General features: G+C 44.3%; 18 protein-coding genes. 14 read left to right on the top strand and 4 right to left on the bottom strand.

All coding sequences use genetic code 11. The annotated features are described in order from the left end of the window. Window positions 1-355 precede the first annotated feature (355 nt). From D9X91_RS06840 to D9X91_RS06830, 3 genes are all read left to right on the top strand, one after another. Window positions 356-1,498: a sensor histidine kinase gene (locus D9X91_RS06840; RefSeq protein ID WP_121679830.1), complete on the top strand. Its 1,143-nt coding sequence runs from the start codon at window positions 356-358 to the stop codon at window positions 1,496-1,498. 34 nt (window positions 1,499-1,532) lie between these two features. Further along, window positions 1,533-2,213, top strand: coding sequence for a response regulator (locus tag D9X91_RS06835; RefSeq protein ID WP_121679829.1), 681 nt, complete (start codon window positions 1,533-1,535; stop codon window positions 2,211-2,213). Window positions 2,214-2,370: 157 nt separating this feature from the next. Beyond that, window positions 2,371-2,535, top strand: coding sequence for an aspartyl-phosphate phosphatase Spo0E family protein (locus tag D9X91_RS06830; RefSeq protein WP_233569716.1), 165 nt, complete (start codon window positions 2,371-2,373; stop codon window positions 2,533-2,535). A gap of 345 nt (window positions 2,536-2,880) precedes the next feature. Here D9X91_RS06830 and treR read toward each other — a convergent pair whose 3' ends face one another. Both treR and D9X91_RS06820 read right to left on the bottom strand, forming a co-directional pair. Beyond that, complete coding sequence (treR, locus tag D9X91_RS06825) at window positions 2,881-3,600, bottom strand: trehalose operon repressor (RefSeq protein ID WP_121679914.1); 720 nt, start codon at window positions 3,598-3,600, stop codon at window positions 2,881-2,883. A gap of 204 nt (window positions 3,601-3,804) precedes the next feature. Next, complete coding sequence (locus D9X91_RS06820; RefSeq protein WP_121679828.1) at window positions 3,805-4,140, bottom strand: hypothetical protein; 336 nt, start codon at window positions 4,138-4,140, stop codon at window positions 3,805-3,807. Between the two features lie 167 nt (window positions 4,141-4,307). On the opposite strand from D9X91_RS06820, the gene D9X91_RS06815 reads away from it, so the two are divergent. Continuing rightward, entirely contained in the window at window positions 4,308-4,907 is a 600-nt protein-coding gene (locus D9X91_RS06815) for a Cif family virulence factor (protein WP_121679827.1), read from the top strand. Window positions 4,908-4,932: 25 nt separating this feature from the next. On the opposite strand, the gene treC is transcribed toward D9X91_RS06815, so the two are convergent. Then, complete coding sequence (gene treC, locus D9X91_RS06810) at window positions 4,933-6,618, bottom strand: alpha,alpha-phosphotrehalase (RefSeq protein ID WP_121679826.1); 1,686 nt, start codon at window positions 6,616-6,618, stop codon at window positions 4,933-4,935. Window positions 6,619-6,700: 82 nt separating this feature from the next. Next, a complete protein-coding gene (treP, locus tag D9X91_RS06805; RefSeq protein WP_121679825.1) occupies window positions 6,701-8,128 on the bottom strand; it encodes a PTS system trehalose-specific EIIBC component in 1,428 nt (475 codons plus the stop codon). An 893-nt stretch (window positions 8,129-9,021) separates the two neighbouring features. On the opposite strand from treP, the gene D9X91_RS06800 reads away from it, so the two are divergent. The 10 genes from D9X91_RS06800 (at window position 9,022) to D9X91_RS06755 (ending at window position 18,723) form a co-directional block, all read left to right on the top strand. Next, complete coding sequence (locus tag D9X91_RS06800; RefSeq protein ID WP_121679824.1) at window positions 9,022-9,882, top strand: DegV family protein; 861 nt, start codon at window positions 9,022-9,024, stop codon at window positions 9,880-9,882. 427 nt (window positions 9,883-10,309) lie between these two features. After that, window positions 10,310-11,443, top strand: a complete 1,134-nt coding sequence (locus tag D9X91_RS06795; RefSeq protein WP_325050501.1) for a DEAD/DEAH box helicase — start codon at window positions 10,310-10,312, stop codon at window positions 11,441-11,443. Continuing rightward, complete coding sequence (locus tag D9X91_RS06790; protein WP_121679822.1) at window positions 11,436-12,152, top strand: ComF family protein; 717 nt, start codon at window positions 11,436-11,438, stop codon at window positions 12,150-12,152. The genes D9X91_RS06795 and D9X91_RS06790 overlap by 8 nt, the downstream gene beginning before the upstream one ends. A 61-nt stretch (window positions 12,153-12,213) precedes the next feature. After that, entirely contained in the window at window positions 12,214-12,627 is a 414-nt protein-coding gene (locus D9X91_RS06785) for a TIGR03826 family flagellar region protein (RefSeq protein ID WP_121679821.1), read from the top strand. Window positions 12,628-12,965: 338 nt separating this feature from the next. Further along, complete coding sequence (gene flgM, locus D9X91_RS06780) at window positions 12,966-13,229, top strand: flagellar biosynthesis anti-sigma factor FlgM (protein WP_121679820.1); 264 nt, start codon at window positions 12,966-12,968, stop codon at window positions 13,227-13,229. A 78-nt stretch (window positions 13,230-13,307) separates the two neighbouring features. Next, on the top strand, window positions 13,308-15,614 hold the full coding sequence (locus D9X91_RS06775; protein ID WP_121679819.1) for a hypothetical protein: 2,307 nt from the start codon (window positions 13,308-13,310) through the stop codon (window positions 15,612-15,614). Beyond that, window positions 15,611-15,907 (top strand): EscU/YscU/HrcU family type III secretion system export apparatus switch protein, encoded by a 297-nt coding sequence (locus D9X91_RS06770; RefSeq protein WP_121679818.1) that lies wholly within the window; start codon window positions 15,611-15,613, stop codon window positions 15,905-15,907. The genes D9X91_RS06775 and D9X91_RS06770 overlap by 4 nt, the downstream gene beginning before the upstream one ends. 48 nt (window positions 15,908-15,955) lie before the next feature. After that, window positions 15,956-16,408 (top strand): flagellar export chaperone FliS, encoded by a 453-nt coding sequence (gene fliS / locus D9X91_RS06765; RefSeq protein ID WP_121679817.1) that lies wholly within the window; start codon window positions 15,956-15,958, stop codon window positions 16,406-16,408. Window positions 16,409-16,411: 3 nt separating this feature from the next. Next, the gene (locus D9X91_RS23095) at window positions 16,412-18,184 is read left to right on the top strand and encodes a flagellin N-terminal helical domain-containing protein (protein ID WP_121679816.1); all 1,773 of its coding nucleotides are present in this window, start codon (window positions 16,412-16,414) and stop codon (window positions 18,182-18,184) included. Window positions 18,185-18,285: 101 nt separating this feature from the next. Next, window positions 18,286-18,723, top strand: coding sequence for a YaaR family protein (locus D9X91_RS06755; protein ID WP_121679815.1), 438 nt, complete (start codon window positions 18,286-18,288; stop codon window positions 18,721-18,723). Window positions 18,724-18,752 lie beyond the last annotated feature (29 nt).

The raw sequence follows: 18,752 nt of genomic DNA, 5'->3' as shown, positions 1-18,752 counted from the left end.
TTTTTTAGAATAATGAGGTTTTGCTGTAATATTGATAACAGAATGTAATATAACTTTAATCTTATAAAGGGTTTTGCGTGATATAATGTCGATGTGCACTTATAGTGATTTGCTGGAATAATATTATTTGTGTCAGTATCGTTCTGAGACATTGAATATTTGATTCGGTCTTACGACTGTTTTTTTATTTTAGTACTCCTAATTATAGGAAAATAGTCGCGAAACTGCTAGAATATTTTTTAGTAGAGAGTATCGTTGGACCTAAATTATATAATTCTATAACTGAATAATAGTTTAGTTGCCAATTACGATATAAAATATTAATAACCTGAGGGCAATCCTTGGAGGAAATCCCATGTCTTTGAAAAAAGTCGACACAAAAGCACTAGATGAAATCTTAAAAAAAATGATTGAAACCGTGGATTCAAGCAAGGGCGAAATCTTCCTGATCGGGGAAGAATGCCGCAAAGACTATGAATCCCTCATTGAAGAACTGAAAAACATTAAACAAATGGTCATACAAGTGATCACGGAAGGCGACGATCTTGAAATCAAGGTTCGCTTCGCCAGGAAACGATTGTTGGAAGTCAGCAAGCATTTCAACCAATATTCCGAAGAGCAAGTGCGTGAAGCGTACGAAAAGGCGCACGAGCTGCAAATGAAGCTGACGATGAATCGGCAAGTGGAAAAACAGCTGAGAGAACGAAGAGATGATTTAGAAAGAAGGCTTCGATCACTCCAGGAGACGATAGACAGGGCCGAAAAACTTGTTTCGCAAATAACGATTGTCCTCAACTATCTATTAAGCGACATGAGGCAAGTAGGTCAGGCACTGGAGGATGCGAAGCAAAAGCAGGATTTTGGCTTGAAAATAATCGAAGCACAGGAGGATGAACGGAAGCGATTATCCCGTGAAATCCATGATGGACCTGCACAAATGCTTGCCAATGTCTTGATGCGTTCAGACCTGATCGAACGGGTCTATCGAGAAAACGGTGCAAGGGAAGCATTGAATGAAGTCAACAGCTTAAAGCATATGGTTCGATCAGCTTTGTACGAAGTCAGAAGGATCATCTACGATCTGCGTCCGATGGCGCTTGATGACCTGGGGCTCGTTCCGACCCTCAAAAAGTATTTGTATACGATCGAAGAGTATAACAAAATGACTTCAATCATCTTTACAAATATCGGGAATGAAAGCAGGCTTCCACCGAAATATGAAGTAGCTTTGTTTAGGCTCATTCAGGAATCGGTTCAAAATGCAATGAAGCATGCGCAGGCGAAAGAAATTCATGTAAAACTTGAAATTCGAAAAAATCATGTCCTTGTCGTTGTCAAGGATAATGGCAAGGGCTTTGACTTAAATGAGAAAAAACAAGGCTCATTCGGCCTCATGGGCATGAAGGAGCGGGTTGAGCTTCTCGATGGAGAAATCAGCATCGATTCAAAAATTGGGACAGGCACTGTGATTGTCATCCAAGTCCCGATGACAGCTTAAATTTGTTTCTCAAGAGGTAAGGGGAGGCGTAAACATGACAACTAAAATAGTCATTATCGATGATCACCAATTATTCCGTGAAGGAGTAAAAAGAATATTAGATTTTGAAAAGACGTTCGACGTCGTCGCTGAAGGCGATGACGGAAGCGAAGCGTTGGAATTGGTCGAAAAACATAATCCGGATGTCGTCATCATGGATATCAATATGCCAAATACGAACGGCGTCGAAGCGACAAGGCAGCTTTTGGAGGAATATCCAGATTCCAAAGTCATCATCCTATCCATCCATGACGATGAAAATTACGTCTCTCACGCATTGAAGACTGGGGCGCTCGGCTATCTATTGAAGGAAATGGACGCAGATGCGCTTGTGCAAGCCGTAAAAGTGGTTGCGGACGGCGGATCTTATCTTCATCCGAAAGTGACGCATAATCTTGTGGCAGAATTCCGTCGACTGGCAAGCGAAAACCAAGTCGGAAGCGGATATCAGCAGCCTGAAATCCGTAGGCCGCTTCATTTGCTCACCCGCCGCGAATGCGAAGTGCTTCAGCTGCTTGCTGATGGAAAAAGCAACAGGGGCATCGGCGAGGCGCTTTATATCAGTGAAAAGACAGTCAAGAATCATGTCAGCAACATTCTTCAAAAAATGAATGTAAATGACCGAACACAGGCAGTGGTATTAGGAATTAAAAACGGTTGGGTGGAAGTACGATAACCGACCGCCACAATAGCTCTCTGGGAAACCAGAGAGTTGTTTGTTTTCTAGTGTTGGAAATCGGTTTACATTTTATCAAAAATCATGTCATTTCAGGTTCCTTTTTGGAAGAACCTGTGTCATAATGGTAGAAAATAGGGAAAAGGGATGAGGTGCTTTGGATACAAAATATGCAGTGGAGATGGATATTGAACTAGTAAGGGAAAAGATGATCCAAACGGGCCTTGAGAAAGGGTTGACCCATCACGACACTCTGCGGTTAAGCGTGGAGTTGGATAGGCTGCTGCAATATGTACAAAAGTTAATCTATGGTGAAAAATAGATGTATATAAATGAAGAGAGGTCGATCCCGGAGTGCTTGCATTTTGGGATTGACCTCTTTTTGCACGAATTTAATTAGCGTTGATTTCCACTGCGGGCGGACGCCTTCCGCTGGCGGGGCAGAGCGGCTTCCTTTGCTACGCTCAGTCCAGTGTCTCGACTTTCCCGCTGGAGTCGCCGCCCTCCGTTCCAATCAAAGGTAGATCCATTTTGGAAATCATTAATTAGTTTCAACTGTTTGTCGAGGGGCTATTATTTCACATATATGAAATATATTGAAGGAGCAGGTCATCTACACCTACGCCAAAGAGGCCAGTTTCGACCGCATTTAGGAACAAGCTAGTTGTTAATGTCTGCGCCTCGCAAAGTCGACGAATCTGAATTTATCGAGGCGATGTCGTGATTCTGTATATTGGAAGAGGGTTGCGTCGTCCAGGTACACATAGTTTTTGACGACGACGACGTGATCATAGTTCTCCAGGTCCAGGTAGTTCCGATCCTCTTCAGTACAGGGCTCGACGACGATTTCTTTTTTGGCGAAGCTGATGGAAATGTGCAGCTCGTTCTCCAGGTATTCATAAATCGAGTTTTCGCATGCTTCCTTTGACAAAACGGGGACATGCTTTTTTTGAAAGAAGTCTTTGTCCAAAATGATTCGTTCCCCTTGGATTTGCCGAGCGCGGATGACCTTCCATACTTCATCGCCGATCTTCATATTCAAATGGTTGGCTATTTCCTCATCCGCTTTGATCAATCCGAATTCATAGACGATCGTTTTGGATTCCCTGCCCAATGAATTCTGCAACTCTTTGAAGCTGACAAGCCCAGAGATGGGAAAGCTCATTTTGGATACATCAAGGACGATGGAGCCCTTTCCCCGGATTTTTTGAATGAAGCCTTTCTGTGAGAGAAGGGTTAGGGCCTTCCGGATTGTTTCCCTCGAGGTCTCATAGATTTCCGCCAGTTCGTTTTCTGAAGGGAGCGTCTCTGACGGCTTGTAAGTGCCTTTTTCAATCTGCTGGGAAAGGTCTTGATAGATTTGCATATATTTATTGTTTTTTGTCATGAATATCACCATCGTTTCTCTTGCTCGTTATTCATTTCGCAAAGTATGCTGCTATTTTAAAAGGCTATGCAAGGTTGATTTCCGCTGCAGGATGCTCGCTTTCCGAGGGGCGGGCGGTGAGCCTCCAGGAGCTTCGCATCTTCCACTCCAATCAACCTCTGCAATCGGGCTGAAATCCCCAATCTGTGAGAAAACAGCCCTTTATTAAAATCCGTCGTTTCCCATATCCACTTCCCATGTTTCGGAAAAAATCTTGCCTTTTTTCCACTTGGGAATATCCTTCGGGGCATCCGTTACCACGGCAAATTGCCATAATCCTAATAGAAAACTGATGAAACCCATCCCAAATAAGGTTTCCCCATCCATGAAAGTCCCCATAATCAAAGGGCGTATAAAAAATAGAATATCAACCACTACAGTAAAGGTACTAAATATAACTGCTCCAAGCGGGATGCCATAACGGACGTACATAGTAAAAAGCCTTATATGGAAGAACCAATAAAATATGGCTAAAAGAAAAGCGATAATTGTCCAAAACAATCTAGTTCACCTTCCCTACGCATCATTCTAAATTCCATTAATTCCAAATTTATTTTATCACAGCCTAGGTGGGAAAACGCATCTGTTCATTAATTGTTGAGATATGTTTGAAATTTCTTTAAAATATAGATGTTGTACATCAAGGTGCACAGAAAGGCAGTGAAGGCATGAAGCGTTTTAAATTACTTCTAATCGGCGTCATCACAGGAATGTTGCTGCTGTCCGTTTCAGCTTGCAGCCAAAAGGATGAAAAGAAATCCTCCGAGCCAAAAAATTCGGTCGATCAAAACCAGCCGGATGCTAAGACAAAAACAGATACTGGCGCGTCAGATCAGGATCAAGCTCAAACAAGCGCTCCTCCGATCAAGGAAGCGAAAAATATTTCGAAGGAAGACAGCCTCGCCCTTCAAAAGGTGATGGACAAGTACTTCCAGGCATTCAATTCAGAAGATATAGATGCATATATGAGCATCATTTCCAAACATCCAAAATCATTTGACTATGACAGTGAAAAGAAATATACGAAGAACACGTTCGATCACATGGATGTAAGACTGAATCCAAAAAGTATCATCATTATGGACTATGATAAAAAGAAACAGGAAGCCAATGTGTTCTCAGAAATTGAAACGACGGTGACCGATCCCCAAACCGGACAAAGCGCCAAAAGCTTAACAAGACAAATCAATACATTCCATAAAGAAGATGGCGGGTGGAAGATCATTGCCACCAGCGTCATGCAAGATAAAAGTGGAAATGGAAAATAAATGGATGGTGCCTGGCACCATCCATTTATTTGATATGATAAACAATTGATTCGTAAGGTCGAAGCTTGATTTGTTTGTAATTGTTTGGTGAGTCTTCGTAATTGGAAATGAGGATTTCGCTTTTTGAATCCTCATGTATGCCAGCTTGTGCTAAAAGCGTGAACTCGGCCTCTATTCCATAGAAATTGTTCACGACAAGCAGCTTTTCCTTATCTGTGCTGCGGATGTAAGCAAAAATCTGCGGATCATCGGCAAGGATCAGATTGTAGTCCCCATCCGTGATGATATCATGTGTTTTGCGAAGTTCGACAAGCTTCTGATAATGATAAAAAACAGAGTTTTCATCCTCTAATTCTTTTTCTACATTAATCTCGTCGAAATTGTTCGCCACATTGATCCACGGTGTTCCTTCAGTAAATCCGGCATGCTCCCCCTTGTTCCACTGAACGGGAGTACGTGAGTTGTCGCGTGATTTATGGCGGAGAATTTCAAGGATTTCCTCATTCGATTTGCCCTTGTTTTGTAAAATCTCATAAATATTCAAAGATTCGACGTCGCGATACTCATCAATACTCGTGAATTTGGGGTTGGTCATCCCGATTTCCTCCCCTTGATAAATGTAAGGGGTGCCTTGCATCATATGAATCGTCGTTGCCAGCATCTTGGCAGATTCCACCCGGTATTTTCCGTCATTTCCATAGCGCGAGACGATCCGGGGCTGGTCATGGTTGCACCAGAAGAGGGCATTCCAGCCGCCGCCTTCATTCATCCCAGACTGCCATGTCGAAAGGATGTCCTTCAGCTTCAGAAAATCAAAATCGGCGACGCTCCATTTTTCCCCGTTCGGATAATCGACCTTTAAATGATGGAAGTTGAACGTCATGCTCAGTTCATTTCGTTCCGGATTGCTGTATTTGATGCAGTGATCGATGGAGGTGGAGGACATTTCCCCGACCGTCAGCATGTCATACTTTGAAAAGACCTCTTGATTCATTTCCTTCATGAATTCGTGGACGCGCGGGCCGTCTGTGTAAAATTTGCGGCCGTCACCAGGTGGAACCGATCCGTCATCGTCAGGAAAATCCTGATCCTTCGAGATAAGATTGATCACGTCCAAGCGGAAGCCATCTACGCCTTTCTCTGCCCAAAAACGCATCATATCATATACTTTTTCACGAAGCTCTTCATTCTCCCAATTCAAATCTGCCTGCGTGACATCGAACAAGTGAAGGTAATATTGGCCAGTTTCTTCATCATACTTCCATGCATTCCCGCCGAATTTAGACTGCCAATTCGTCGGTTCGGAACCGTCAGGCTTTCCGTCTTTCCAAATATAGAAATCGCGGAGTGGGTTGTCCTTTGAGCTTTTGGCCTCCTGGAACCATTCGTGGTCGGTCGAGGTATGGTTCACGACAATGTCCATGATGATTTTTAAATCACGCTTATGGGCTTCCTGAAGAAGATGGTCAAAATCCTCCATCGTGCCGTATTCCTCATGGATGCCAAAGTAGTCGCTAATATCATAGCCGTTGTCCCGCTGTGGGGATTTATAGATCGGTGTGAGCCAAATGACTTCGACACCAAGCTTCTTCAAATAATCAAGCTTCTCCGTGATTCCTTGAATATCTCCGACCCCATTTCCGGTCGTATCATTGAAGCTCTTCGGATAAATTTGATATACGACTGCTTTCTTCCACCACGCGTGTGTCATTTCAATTTCACCTCATATTTTGATAGGGTGACAGGCGCCATCCAGAATTTGGATGGTGCCTGTCACCTTTTTTTAGATTTAATTATGCTTCAACGTCATTCTTTGCAAAGCGAGACCAGATAATCGTCAGTACGAACGGTACGACGATGGCGATGGCCATGCCGATGAAGAAGACGAGCCAGTATTGATGCATGATTGACAAGAACCCTGGAAGTCCGCCAACACCGATGGAGAACGCCTTCACACCGCTCATCGCCAAGATCATCCCGGCAATCGCCGATCCGATCAATGCGCTGATGAATGGATAGCGGAAGCGGAGGTTGACACCGAACATCGCCGGCTCGGTAATTCCGAGATAAGCCGATAACGCTGAAGTTCCGGCAAGGCCGCGAAGCTTCTCGTTTTCTTTTTTTACGACAAACAGCATCGCAAGTGCTGCTGAACCTTGTGCAATATTTGAAATCGCGAGGATCGGCCATAAGAATGTTCCGCCTTTGCTGCCGACCAATTGCAGGTCAACGGCAAGGAACGTGTGGTGCATCCCTGTGATAACCATCACGGCATAAAGTCCGCCGTAGATCAATCCGCCCAACCAAGCAAAGTGATTGAAAATCCAAACGACGCCATCCGTGATATTGTTCCCGATCCAGAATGTCACAGGACCGATGACGATAAACGTTGCAAAACCAGTGACTAAAAGGGCAATCGGTGCAACGACCAGCAATTTGACCGAATCATGCACGCGGTTATTCAAGAACGTTTCAATCTTGGCTAATAAGTAAGATGCGAATAAGATCGGCAATACTTGTCCTTGATAACCAATAGCCTGAACTTTTAATCCGAACAGATCCCAATAAGGAACTTCGCCTTTCGCCTTAGCATCCCCGTAGGACCATGCATTCAATAGATCCGGATGGACGAGCATTAAGCCGAGAACGATCCCGAGCAATGGACTTCCGCCAAACCGCTTGACTGCCGACCAGCCGATCAAGCCCGGCAGGAACGTAAATGCCGTATTCGCGATCAAGTTGATCATGCTCGCTAAGTCTTTCCAGTTTTGATGGACCTCAATGAACGACTTTCCATGATAGAAAATGTCTTTACCAGTTAAAATGTTGTTCAAGCCCATCAATAAACCGGCTGTTACGATCGCAGGCAGGATCGGGATGAAAATATCCGCCAAGACCTTGATCGCTCGCTGCAATGGATTGAGGTTCTTCGCTGCTGCATCCTTTACATCCTGCTTGGAAGCTTCACCAATTCCGGTTTCCGCGACCAAAATCTTATAGGCCTTGTCTACGAGACCTTGTCCGATGACGACCTGGAATTGCCCGTTTGATGAAAATGAACCTTTGACGATATCGATATTCTCAAGCTTCTTTTTGTCGACTTTCCCTTCATCCGCCAAAACCAAACGAAGTCGAGTGACACAGTGCGTTGCTGTCTGGATATTTTCTTTTCCGCCGATGGCTTCCACGATTTGCTGAACCGACTCTTTGCTTACGCTCATCTTTGTTCCTCCTTATAGAACGGATTTTTTAAGTAAGTAACCGTTTACAACTGTTTGCTAAAAAAATTCCCTACAATAGCGAAAAACAAACGTTAAAATTAATGCGCTTTCATAAAGTTGCAAACGATTTGTATATACAAGTTGTAGGTTTATTGTAATCCTGTATATACAAGTTGTCAACATAGAAAGTTTTGGATGGGGAAATAAAGGGGCGAAATAGGCCGTGGCGTGCAAAAAAATGATGTTTGGCGCAAAAAATCCGACTTAGACGCAAAAAATGGGATTTAGGCGCAAAAAATCTGACTTACGCGCAAAAATTCGAATTTACACGCAATTATTAGGATTTGTGTGCAAAAAATAAAGTAAGCAGGGCATGGTGCGACCCCAGCAGCGCAACGAGGAGATTTAGGGCTGATGTTCGATTAAGTTTGGCACGTCCTCGAAAAACGCCAGGAGTTTTTCTTCGTACGATGTGCCACTGTCGAAGCTTCCCTTGTCCTTTGCCAACATTGAACGACCTCAAATCGTAAGAGGCCCTCCGGAAAGCGTGCATCCAGCAGCGGAAATCACAACTCTCACCTTTTGACTGATCAAACAGCACACTTTTCGTAAAGTCCATATGAATTAGCACAATTTGTCCCACTGCTGTGTGGACTCGGCAGTTTTGACGGCTCTCGCAGCACATGTAAGACAGTTCCTAACGGAAATTCGGATATCGTTCGAAAACGGCACCTGAACAAGCTAAACATAAGTTAACACGAACCAACCGGTATAGCTGAGAATGTGTGCATCCAAAAGCCAATATTTTTAATGCAATCCACCAGTTTTTCATATAAAATGGAAACCATATATACGACATCCAAACTGACAAAACAAAAAGAGAGGTAACCTTTATGAAAACGGCAATTGTGACGGATAGCACCGCGTATATTCCGAAAGAATTGCGTGAGAAGCATCATATACATATGATTCCCTTGAATGTCATTTTATCCGGGGAATCCTACCGCGAAGAAGTCGATCTTCAAGCGGATGAGTTTTTCGAGGAAATCAAGAAAGAGGACAAGCTTCCGACGACCTCCCAGCCATCCGTCGGTGACTTGGTAGAACTTTATGAGAAATTGGCAAATGATTACGACGCGGTGATCAGCATCCACCTTTCCAGCGGCATCAGCGGCACGTATCAAGGAGCGATTACGGCCGGCGGCATGGTAGATGGGATCGAGGTGTACGCTTATGATTCCGAAATCAGCTGCATGGCGCAAGGTTTTTATGTGCTTGAAGCGGCTAAAATGGCGGCGATGGCTATTGATCCAAGTGAAATCATCTCCCGCCTCGATGTGATGAAGGAGTCGCTGCGTGCTTATTTCATGGTTGACGACCTATCCCATCTCCAGCGCGGCGGCCGTTTATCCGGTGCGCAGGCGTTCATCGGCAGTCTTCTTCAAGTAAAGCCGCTTCTTCATTTCGAGAATAAAATCATCATGCCGTTTGAAAAAATCCGTACACGCAAAAAGGCGATGAAGCGGATCGAGGAGCTTCTCGGCAAGGATGCGGAATCCGGAGATGAATATCAGGCCTGCATCATTCATGCGAACCGGAAGGAAGATGCGCTTGAATGGAAGCAGGAAATCGAGCAGAAATATCCGAACGTGGAAATGTCCATTAGCTATTTCGGCCCGGTCATCGGCACGCATCTTGGTGAAGGCGCGATGGGACTGACTTGGGTAAAAAATAACCTCAGCGTAAAACATTAAAATTTCAGCATCAGCGCCAGCGCTTTTTTAAGGAGCCTGGCGCATTTTTAATAAAAAAGGAGAGATCTTATTGAGATTTGTCATTAAAAATGAAAGGTTAATCCCCGAACCATTTGTCCCAGAGGAAAATCGACAGCAATTGAAGTCAATTGCCCGCTTTGACCACCTTTCAACCATCCCGCTCAAGCAATTCAATTATTCACCCCCTCTGCAAGAACTCCTCATCGGAAAAGCCCTCCTACTTGATGAAATCCCCTTCACACTCCAAACTCTCTACGAACATTACCTTCATGGCCACTTATCTTTTCAAAAAGGAATTCAAGAAGGATCCTGTATGCGCTGTGGAAATCGAGATCCGCATCTGTTTGGAGATATGTCGTGTTCCCGGTGCCATGAGGAAAAATGCCGTTATTGCAGGTGTTGCATTATGATGGGACGTGTTTCATCCTGCACCCCACTGATAACGTGGACAGGTCCAACACGAGACAATCAAATTGCCCCCTTCCTTCAATGGAACGGCCAGCTCTCCGAAGGCCAAAAAGAAGCGTCGAAGCAGGTCGTCACAGCCATTCAAAACCATCAAAAACTCCTTGTTTGGGCCGTGTGCGGAGCCGGGAAAACGGAAGTGCTATTTGCCGGCATTCACGAGGCACTTCAAACTGGAAAACGAATTTGCATCGCCAGCCCGAGAACGGACGTCATCCATGAGCTTACGCCGCGTCTTCAAAACGCTTTTCCACATATCCCTGTTGTTTCTCTATTTGGCGGAAGCGAGCAAAAAAATGAATACTCACCGCTGACACTATTAACCACCCATCAGCTTTACCGATTTCAGGCCGCTTTTGATGCCGTCATTGTCGATGAAGTCGATGCATTCCCATACGCTTACGATAAGACCCTGCAGTTCGCCGTGGAGAAAGCCCGTAAGAAGCAATCATCACTCATCTTATTGACTGCCACTCCTAGTTCAAAACTAAAAAAACAAAGCCGAAAAGGGACTCTCCCAACGGTCAAAATCCCCGTCCGCTACCATGGCCATCCGCTTCCTGTTCCCAATATCGCCTGGGCTGGAAACTGGCAAAAGAAAATCAGCAAAGGCAAGCTTCCTCATTCCATAGCCGTATGGTCCAAAGAGCGACTCCAGCAGCAAAAACAAGCATTCATCTTTTTCCCTCACATCGAAACGATGCAGATGGCACTTCCGATTTTTCAGCAGCTGCATCCCGATATACAATCTGTTCATGCCGAAGATCCAGAACGCAAAGTGAAAGTTAAAAGCATGAGGAGAGGGGATATCCCGATTTTACTGACGACGACCATTTTGGAAAGAGGAGTGACGGTTCCCGGGGTGGATGTGGCCGTCGTCGGCGCAGATGACCTCGGGTTCAAAGAAGCAGCACTCGTCCAGATTTCCGGCCGCGTCGGCAGGAGGAGCGACCTGCCGCAAGGGAATATCACGTTCTTTCATCACGGTAAAACGATGACGATGGTGAAAGCCGTTGGCCATATCCGTCAAATGAATAAAGAAGGAGCTAAAAGGGGGTGGCTCATACATGAATGAACCGTGTTTATTTTGTGGCAGGGAAGTCGTACCGGTAATCGACTGGAATACGTTTTTCCATGGAATCAGCTTTGAAGTGCTGTGCGAGGACTGCAAGAAAAATCTTCAAAAGATAGAAGGAGGGGCCTGTGCTATATGTTCCAGACCGCTTGCTGCCATTTCTCCTGAATTCATCCGAGAGGAGATCTGTCTGGACTGCCATAAGTGGGAAGAACAGGAGGAATGGACGGGAGTCCTCGATCGAAACACTTCTTTATTTGAGTACAATGATTTTTTGAAAGAATATTTGTCTCGCTTTAAATATCGCGGGGATTACGTGCTGGCCAAGGGTTTTGCGGATTTAATCAAACGTTTGATTAAGAAAAAAATATACGATTATATCGTTCCCATCCCCCTTAGCCCGGAGCGCCAATACGAAAGGGGCTTCAATCAATCGGAGGCCCTAGCGAAGGAGGCAGGCTTAAAAACGACTTCACTTCTTACCCGTCTTCATTCAGAAAAGCAGTCAAAAAAATCAAGGCAGGAACGGATCAGCCTGCAGCAGGTTTTCCAGTTGAATGAAACTGCATCGGAAGCATTGGAGGAAAAATCAATCCTCCTCATCGATGACATTTACACCACCGGGACGACCATCAGACAGGCGGCGAAGAATCTCAAGGAAGCCGGCGCGAAAAAAATTTCTTCCTTAACGATTGCCCGAAGCACTTAAAAAGTCCTGTCTTCTTCCGATATAAAAGGTAGAAAAAGGGTCAACAAGGGGGATCATACAGATGGCAGAGCTTACAAACTGTCCTACTTGCGGAAGCATATTTGTCAAAAGTGTATTTCGGGATATCTGTGAAAAATGCTATAAACAAGAAGAAAAAGACTATGAAAAAGTTTATCAATTTTTAAAAAAGAGGGAAAACCGTGCAGCAACGATCCCGACAATCGTAGGACAGACCGGTGTTTCCGAGGATCTCATCCATAAATTCGTCCGCAAAGGCAGGCTCAATGTCACGCACTTCCCGAATCTCGGCTACCCGTGCGACAAATGCGGAAAAATTATTCAGCAGGGCAAGCTTTGCGCAGATTGTTCCGGGGAGCTTAAGACTGATTTGGAAATTTTTCAGAATGAACAAAAACGGTCTGAAGAACTTAGGGCTCGTGAAACCCGCACATATTATTCTTCGAAACAAAAGTAATGGATGGTCTGTTTTCTCCAGGATTGTTGTTTTAACTTCCTAATAATATTTCACTCTATGAATGAAGTTGATAGGAGCGGAAGGTGCGAGACTCCAGAGGATTAGCGGGACAGGTTAGACCTCGCAAAGGAGGCTCACCAACCTCCCCTCGGAAAGCGAGCATCCTGGAGCGGAAATCAACAGAACTCACTTTTAAAAATATGAAACAAACTTCACGAAAAAAGACATAAAAACAAGATTGGTAATATCGTACTAACGCTTATCACTAAACATTTCTCAACGATATCCGATATAATAACCATAAACCAATCTGAACGGAAAGAAAGCGAGGGTTGAATATGAAAATAAACAATATCGGACCATCAGGAATCAATCCATATAAAAAACAAGCAAACAAAATCGAGCAATATAACAAAGCGAAAAGCATGGGAGCGGATAAAGTGGAAATTTCACCTGCCGCAAAGGAAATGCAGCAATCCTCCCAGCTGATGAAGGAACGCCAGGCAAAGGTCGAGGAAATCAAATCCAAGGTTGAAAACGGCCAATATCAAGTCGATCCGAAGGCTGTGGCAAAAGGGATATTTAAGTTTTATAAAGGATAAATCAATAAACACACGGACGTTTGAGAAAAGCTCAAGGACGAGCGGCAAACATGGAGAAAAGTGTGGAGAGTGAAAAAAATGCAAGTAACCAATGATGTAAAGGTCTCATCCATAGCTCCTTCAGATTCACCTTTGGCGCTGAAGGAAGGGGATATTTATCATGCCGCCGTCAAGGAAAGATTGCCGAACAACGAAGCTGTCCTTAAAGTGAGAAACCAGGAAATAAAGGTAAAATTCGAACAACCTCCTATATCCAATCAAGGAAAGACAACGATTGAAGTTGTGGATCCGAAGCAAACCCCGCCCTTAGTCAGAAGTGCTGCCAGCCAGTCGAATGTACAATCATCCACAGTCAAACCAAGTGATGGAGCTGTTTTGACCGCGTTGAATGACGGAAAGAAAGTGACGGACGATGTAAAGGCTGCAGCGGAAATGCTTCAAAAAAAGGGTATTCCACTATCGAAGCAAACATTCCAAGATATAAAAAATTTCATTGAACATGGGGAGGGGACTTTAAGCGAAAAGCTTGAAACCTTATCCCTAATAGCAAAAAAAGGAATAGACTTCACGCCGTTGCAAATGAAGTCCGTTCATGAAGCGCTCTTCGGTGATTCTTTTGCAAACCATTTAAAAGATATCGACAGTGGCTTTGTCTTTTCTGAAGTGAAAGGACAAGTCTATCAGAAGCCGGGAGATGTATATTCTGCCGCGATGGAAGGCATCAAAAGCGGAGATTTGGAAAAAGCGATTTTTTTATTAAAAGAGGCAATGAAGGAGGATCCTTCGCAATCGGCTCTCTTAAAAAAGAGCGTGGTTCAAAGTGAGCAATTACTTCGCTTAGCGGAGAGCAAAGCCGGATCGCCTGACGCTGAAAAGCTGCTGAAGCTCGCTAATAATTTGTTGTTGTCAACCTTGAAACAGCAGTCATCAACCGAAGTTGCTGTTACTCCTATTGAGGCACCTCAAGAGAATGTTTTGCTGAATAAAGTGAATGACATGATCAAAGCCATCAAAAAAGAGCCTGACTTAGCCCGTGTCATTCAAGAAATTGAAAACATGTCTCCACAGCTGCCAAGTGATCTCGTTTCTTCCATTCAGCAGTCAGGGGAGAAAGCAAAGAAACTGTTGGACATCGGAAAGGAAATGGCTGCCAGACAGGAATTGATGAGCACATTGACAAGTGTCGCAGCGGAAGTGAATAAGAAACAGGCTGACCGTCATCCACAAAAGGCCGATGACAGCTATCAGCTCAATGACGAATTATTTGCAAGCATTCCCTTCGAGTCGAAGGATTTTATCGTCAAAACCATTTCTATGAAGCTATCGCAAGCGGCCATTGACTTTAAATCGTTTAAGCAGGATATCACGAAAAACCTGCAAACGATCGAGCAGGGCATCGGGAAGACACCCGCTGCCAAGCCGCTGCTGGAAGCGACCATCAAACAGCTTGATCAAACCATCCTGCGAAGCGATTTCATGCTTTATACAGATATGAAAACAGAAAAGAAGCTATTGACCGCCAGTTCTCAGCTATCACAGGCGAAGCAGCTGCTTGCACAGGGTGAGTATCCTGAAGCCCGGAAAATCGTTGCAGATATTAAAAAGATGGTAGATAAAATCATGTTCAAGCCATCGGATACCCGCATGCAGCATTTTGTTTCAAAGGAAGTAGCACAGCTCCAGCCATCCTCGCCAGGGAAGCAGCTGCTGGAGGCATTCGACCAAGCCCAGATAGGCTTAAAGCAGCAGCCTTCTGCAAGAGGCGTCTTCGAATATATGCGTCAGCTCGGTTTGACCCACGAGGCGGAGCATGCACAAGCACTAGCTCAAAATGGAAAAAGCAGCGGACCTGAATCCAATTTGAAAAATATATTATTGCAGCTGCAAAACGATCCGGACAGTGCGGGTCAGCATTCAGGTAAAGTGGATGCCATGCTGCAAAATATGACCGGACAGCAGCTCCTCAGCAAAAATGACGCTTCTGGGCTTCAGAGTATGATGTTCAACTTGCCGCTCGTTTTAAAGGATCAGGTGGAAAATGTAAAGGTCTATATTAATTCCAATGGGCATTCTCAAAAAATAGATTGGGAAAATTGCAGCCTCTTCTTCTTATTGGAGACGAAGAAGCTTGGAGATTTAGGCATTTCCCTCAAGACGAACAACCGAAATCTATCCATTGATATAAAAAATGACAGTCAAGGATTTAAAGAGAAGATGGAACCGTTGACGGATATTGCGAAGGAACGGCTCGAGGAAATCGGCTATGGAATTGGCGGCATTCATTTTTCGTCGCTTCATGTCGAGAAGAAGCAGACGCCTGCCGACGAAAAACAATCCATTAAACAGCCGATCATAACGGAGAAAGGATACGATTTTTCGATATGATGCCTCAATACTTTAATCAAAAAAACAAAAGGGCATTGAACGGACCTTCTGCGGCTGTCGTTCGCTATGATGAGTCGGAGGGAGGCTCGCCTTCGGTTGTCGCGCAAGGTTCTGGTGCATTGGCAGCAAGGATCATCGAGCTGGCCAAACAGCACAATATCCAAATGCAGGAGGATGCCGGCCTTGTCAAGCACCTCCTGGACATCGATCTTGGGGATAATATTCCTCCGCAGCTATACTCCGTCATTGCTGAAATTTTGCTTCTGATCGAAGAAATGGAAAAAAGTTATTAACTTCATTGCACACGGACCGATAAAAACAGTAGCAGGAGGAATGGGTAAATGGAATTTTTAACAAAAGAATTGATTTATCAAAAGTCACCCCAAGAAATTACGTCGCTCTTATACGAAGCGGCAATAGACGATTTAAGCAATGCCATTCATGATATATACAATAAGCAATTTATTGATGCAAACATAAAGCTGAAAAATGTGAATGATATTTTACATAGATTCGGTGTCGGCCTTAATTACGAAGCAGGGATCATCGCCGATCAATTGGATGCCCTTTATAACTATATGGCCGAACGGGTGATCGAAGGAAATTTGAAAAAAGATCCGGTCATCCTGAAGGAAGTCTTGGAGATTCTGAATCGGATTGCCGATGCGTGGAATGCGTCCTTGAAGGAAAAACCGAATGTGAAGGCAGATTATAAACGACAAAAAGCAAATGCATACGAAAAACAAGTCCTTGTATACGAGAGAGATACGAATACAGTAGAAGAGGGGAAATAACCAATGAGAATCAATCATAATATCCAGGCGCTTAATGCGTATCGCAACCTATCTCAAACGATGTTCAATACATCCAAAAGCCTTGAGAAGCTTTCTTCCGGCCTAAGGATCAACCGGGCGGCGGATGATGCAGCAGGATTGGCCATCTCAGAAAAAATGCGCTCACAAATCCGCGGCTTGGACATGGCGGAACGCAATGCACTTGATGGCGTTTCATTAATCCAAACTGGCGAAGGTGCGCTGAATGAGACGCACAGCATCCTGCAAAGAATGAGAGAGCTGTCTGTTCAAGCTTCCAATGGGACATTGACGGATGAAGATCGAGGTGCCATCCAGCAGGAAATGGATCAGCTGACATTCGAAGTCGACCGGATTGCCGATACGACGCAGTTCAACCAAAAGAAGCTGTTCAGCGGCTCTGAGCAAGGAACAGGCTTTGCAAAAATCAGTTCGGATAAAATCAGCTATCAAGGGCTTGGCAAATGGGCAGGACAGGTGAATGCAGAACCGACTTCACCGGCTGCGGCGGATGTGAATTTTGACTCCGCTCTTGGATCAGATACTGCAGCGAATATTGATGGAAAGACCATTACAATCAATGGGAAAACCTATGAGATTGATACAAGTGCAACTCCTAGTGTGGTAAGCGGAAATATTTCTGTTAATCCTGCTAGTTGGATTGATAGTGCGTCCACTGCTGCAGATCAAGCAGCCAATGTTAATAGTCTTATGGCAGCGTTTAAAAATGCTATAGATCAAAATGATCCTTCTTTCTCAGTTAGTAAGATTGATGCCGTAGATAATGCGGGAACCTTTGTTGCTGGGAAACTCTCATTGACTTCAAATATGATGATGTCACCTAAAGATGTGCAAGATTTAGGGTCAGATAAGAATTTATCAACAGATTTATCAGGAACTTCTTTCACAAATCCTTATGACGCAGATAATCCTACAACTGTTTTAGGCTCGGATTTACAATCTATTTCTGCTTCTCCTGTTGCTATTACATTTTCGGAAGTCCCGAAAGCTGGGGATCAATTAAAAATTGATGGTTTAACCATCAATTTTGGAACGCCTGCAGCGCCTTATGGATCTGGTGCCGCTACAATTGATCCAACAGGCAAGGATATTCCTTCCGTATTGAATGAAATCAATAACGTTCTTTCGCAAGCAGAAGTTGATACTCCAAACCCTGTGTCAGCTCTAGCACCTGTACATTCTGTTTCAAATAATGTATTGACGGTTGGAACGAATAAAACAGATGATGGATTAACAAACGGACTTGAAATCGAAATGATCGACGCAGATTTCGCTGCCAATCAAGGGGAAGATTTGAAGCTCTCCTTCCAAATCGGAGCTAACCAATCGGAAACGATGGATGTTTCCCTCAGCGTAATGGATGCTGCGAAACTTGGGATTGCCAGAAACGCAGATTTCACGCCACTTACTACTTCAGGTGTCAATGCTGTCCACGGTGTTGATGTGAGCACAGCGGAAGCGGCAAGCTCAGCGATTTCTGTTTTTGACAATGCCATCAAAATGGTTTCCGAAGAACGGAGCAAGCTTGGAGCGGTCCAAAATCGCCTTGAGCACACAGTGACGAATATCCAGACAGCCAACGAAAATCTGACGTCCGCAGAATCCCGTATCCGCGATGTTGATATGGCTAAGGAAATGTCGGAGTTCACGAAGAACAATATCCTGAACCAGGCAGGTCAGGCGATGCTCGCGCAGGCCAACCAGCTGCCTCAGGGCGTTCTGCAATTATTGAAATAATCGGTCAAGGAGGAGATGTGATTTTTGTCATCTCCTCTTTTTTCTTGAACTTACTTATTTTAGAATAAGAGTAATAGACTACTAGAACGAAGGTGAAAGCTGTGGAAGTTCAAAAGGTTTCAAAATCCACTCTCCAAAGGCTGCAAAAGAAAGAAGAAGCCGCGTCGGAATCCGTTTCATTTACAGAAGTAATGGCGAGCAAGCGGACAAATGTCCTATATGATAGATTTGCAAAAATGGGCAGCGAGATAGAAGAACAAGGAAAGGTCTTAGCCAAATCACAAACCGTTGAAGATCTCCGCAAATATAAAAAGCTCGTCAAGGCTTTCATGGAGGATGCCGTGAAGAATGGCCTTAAGCTGGAAGAGCAAAGAGGATTCAATCGTAGAGGCAGGACAAAAATCTACAAAATCGTCAAAGAAGTGGATAAAAAGCTCATCGATTTGACCAACGAAGTGTTACAGAAAGAAAAGAAAGGCATGGGTATCCTCGGGATGGTAGGAGAAATCCAGGGCATGCTCATTAACATTTATACGTAAGACTTCGTGATGTTGGTTGGAGTGCAAGT

Origin of the sequence: Falsibacillus albus, from assembly GCF_003668575.1 — a bacterium.
Classification (GTDB): Bacteria; Bacillota; Bacilli; order Bacillales; family DSM-25281; genus Falsibacillus; species Falsibacillus albus.
This window is presented reverse-complemented; position numbering and strand designations above follow the sequence as displayed.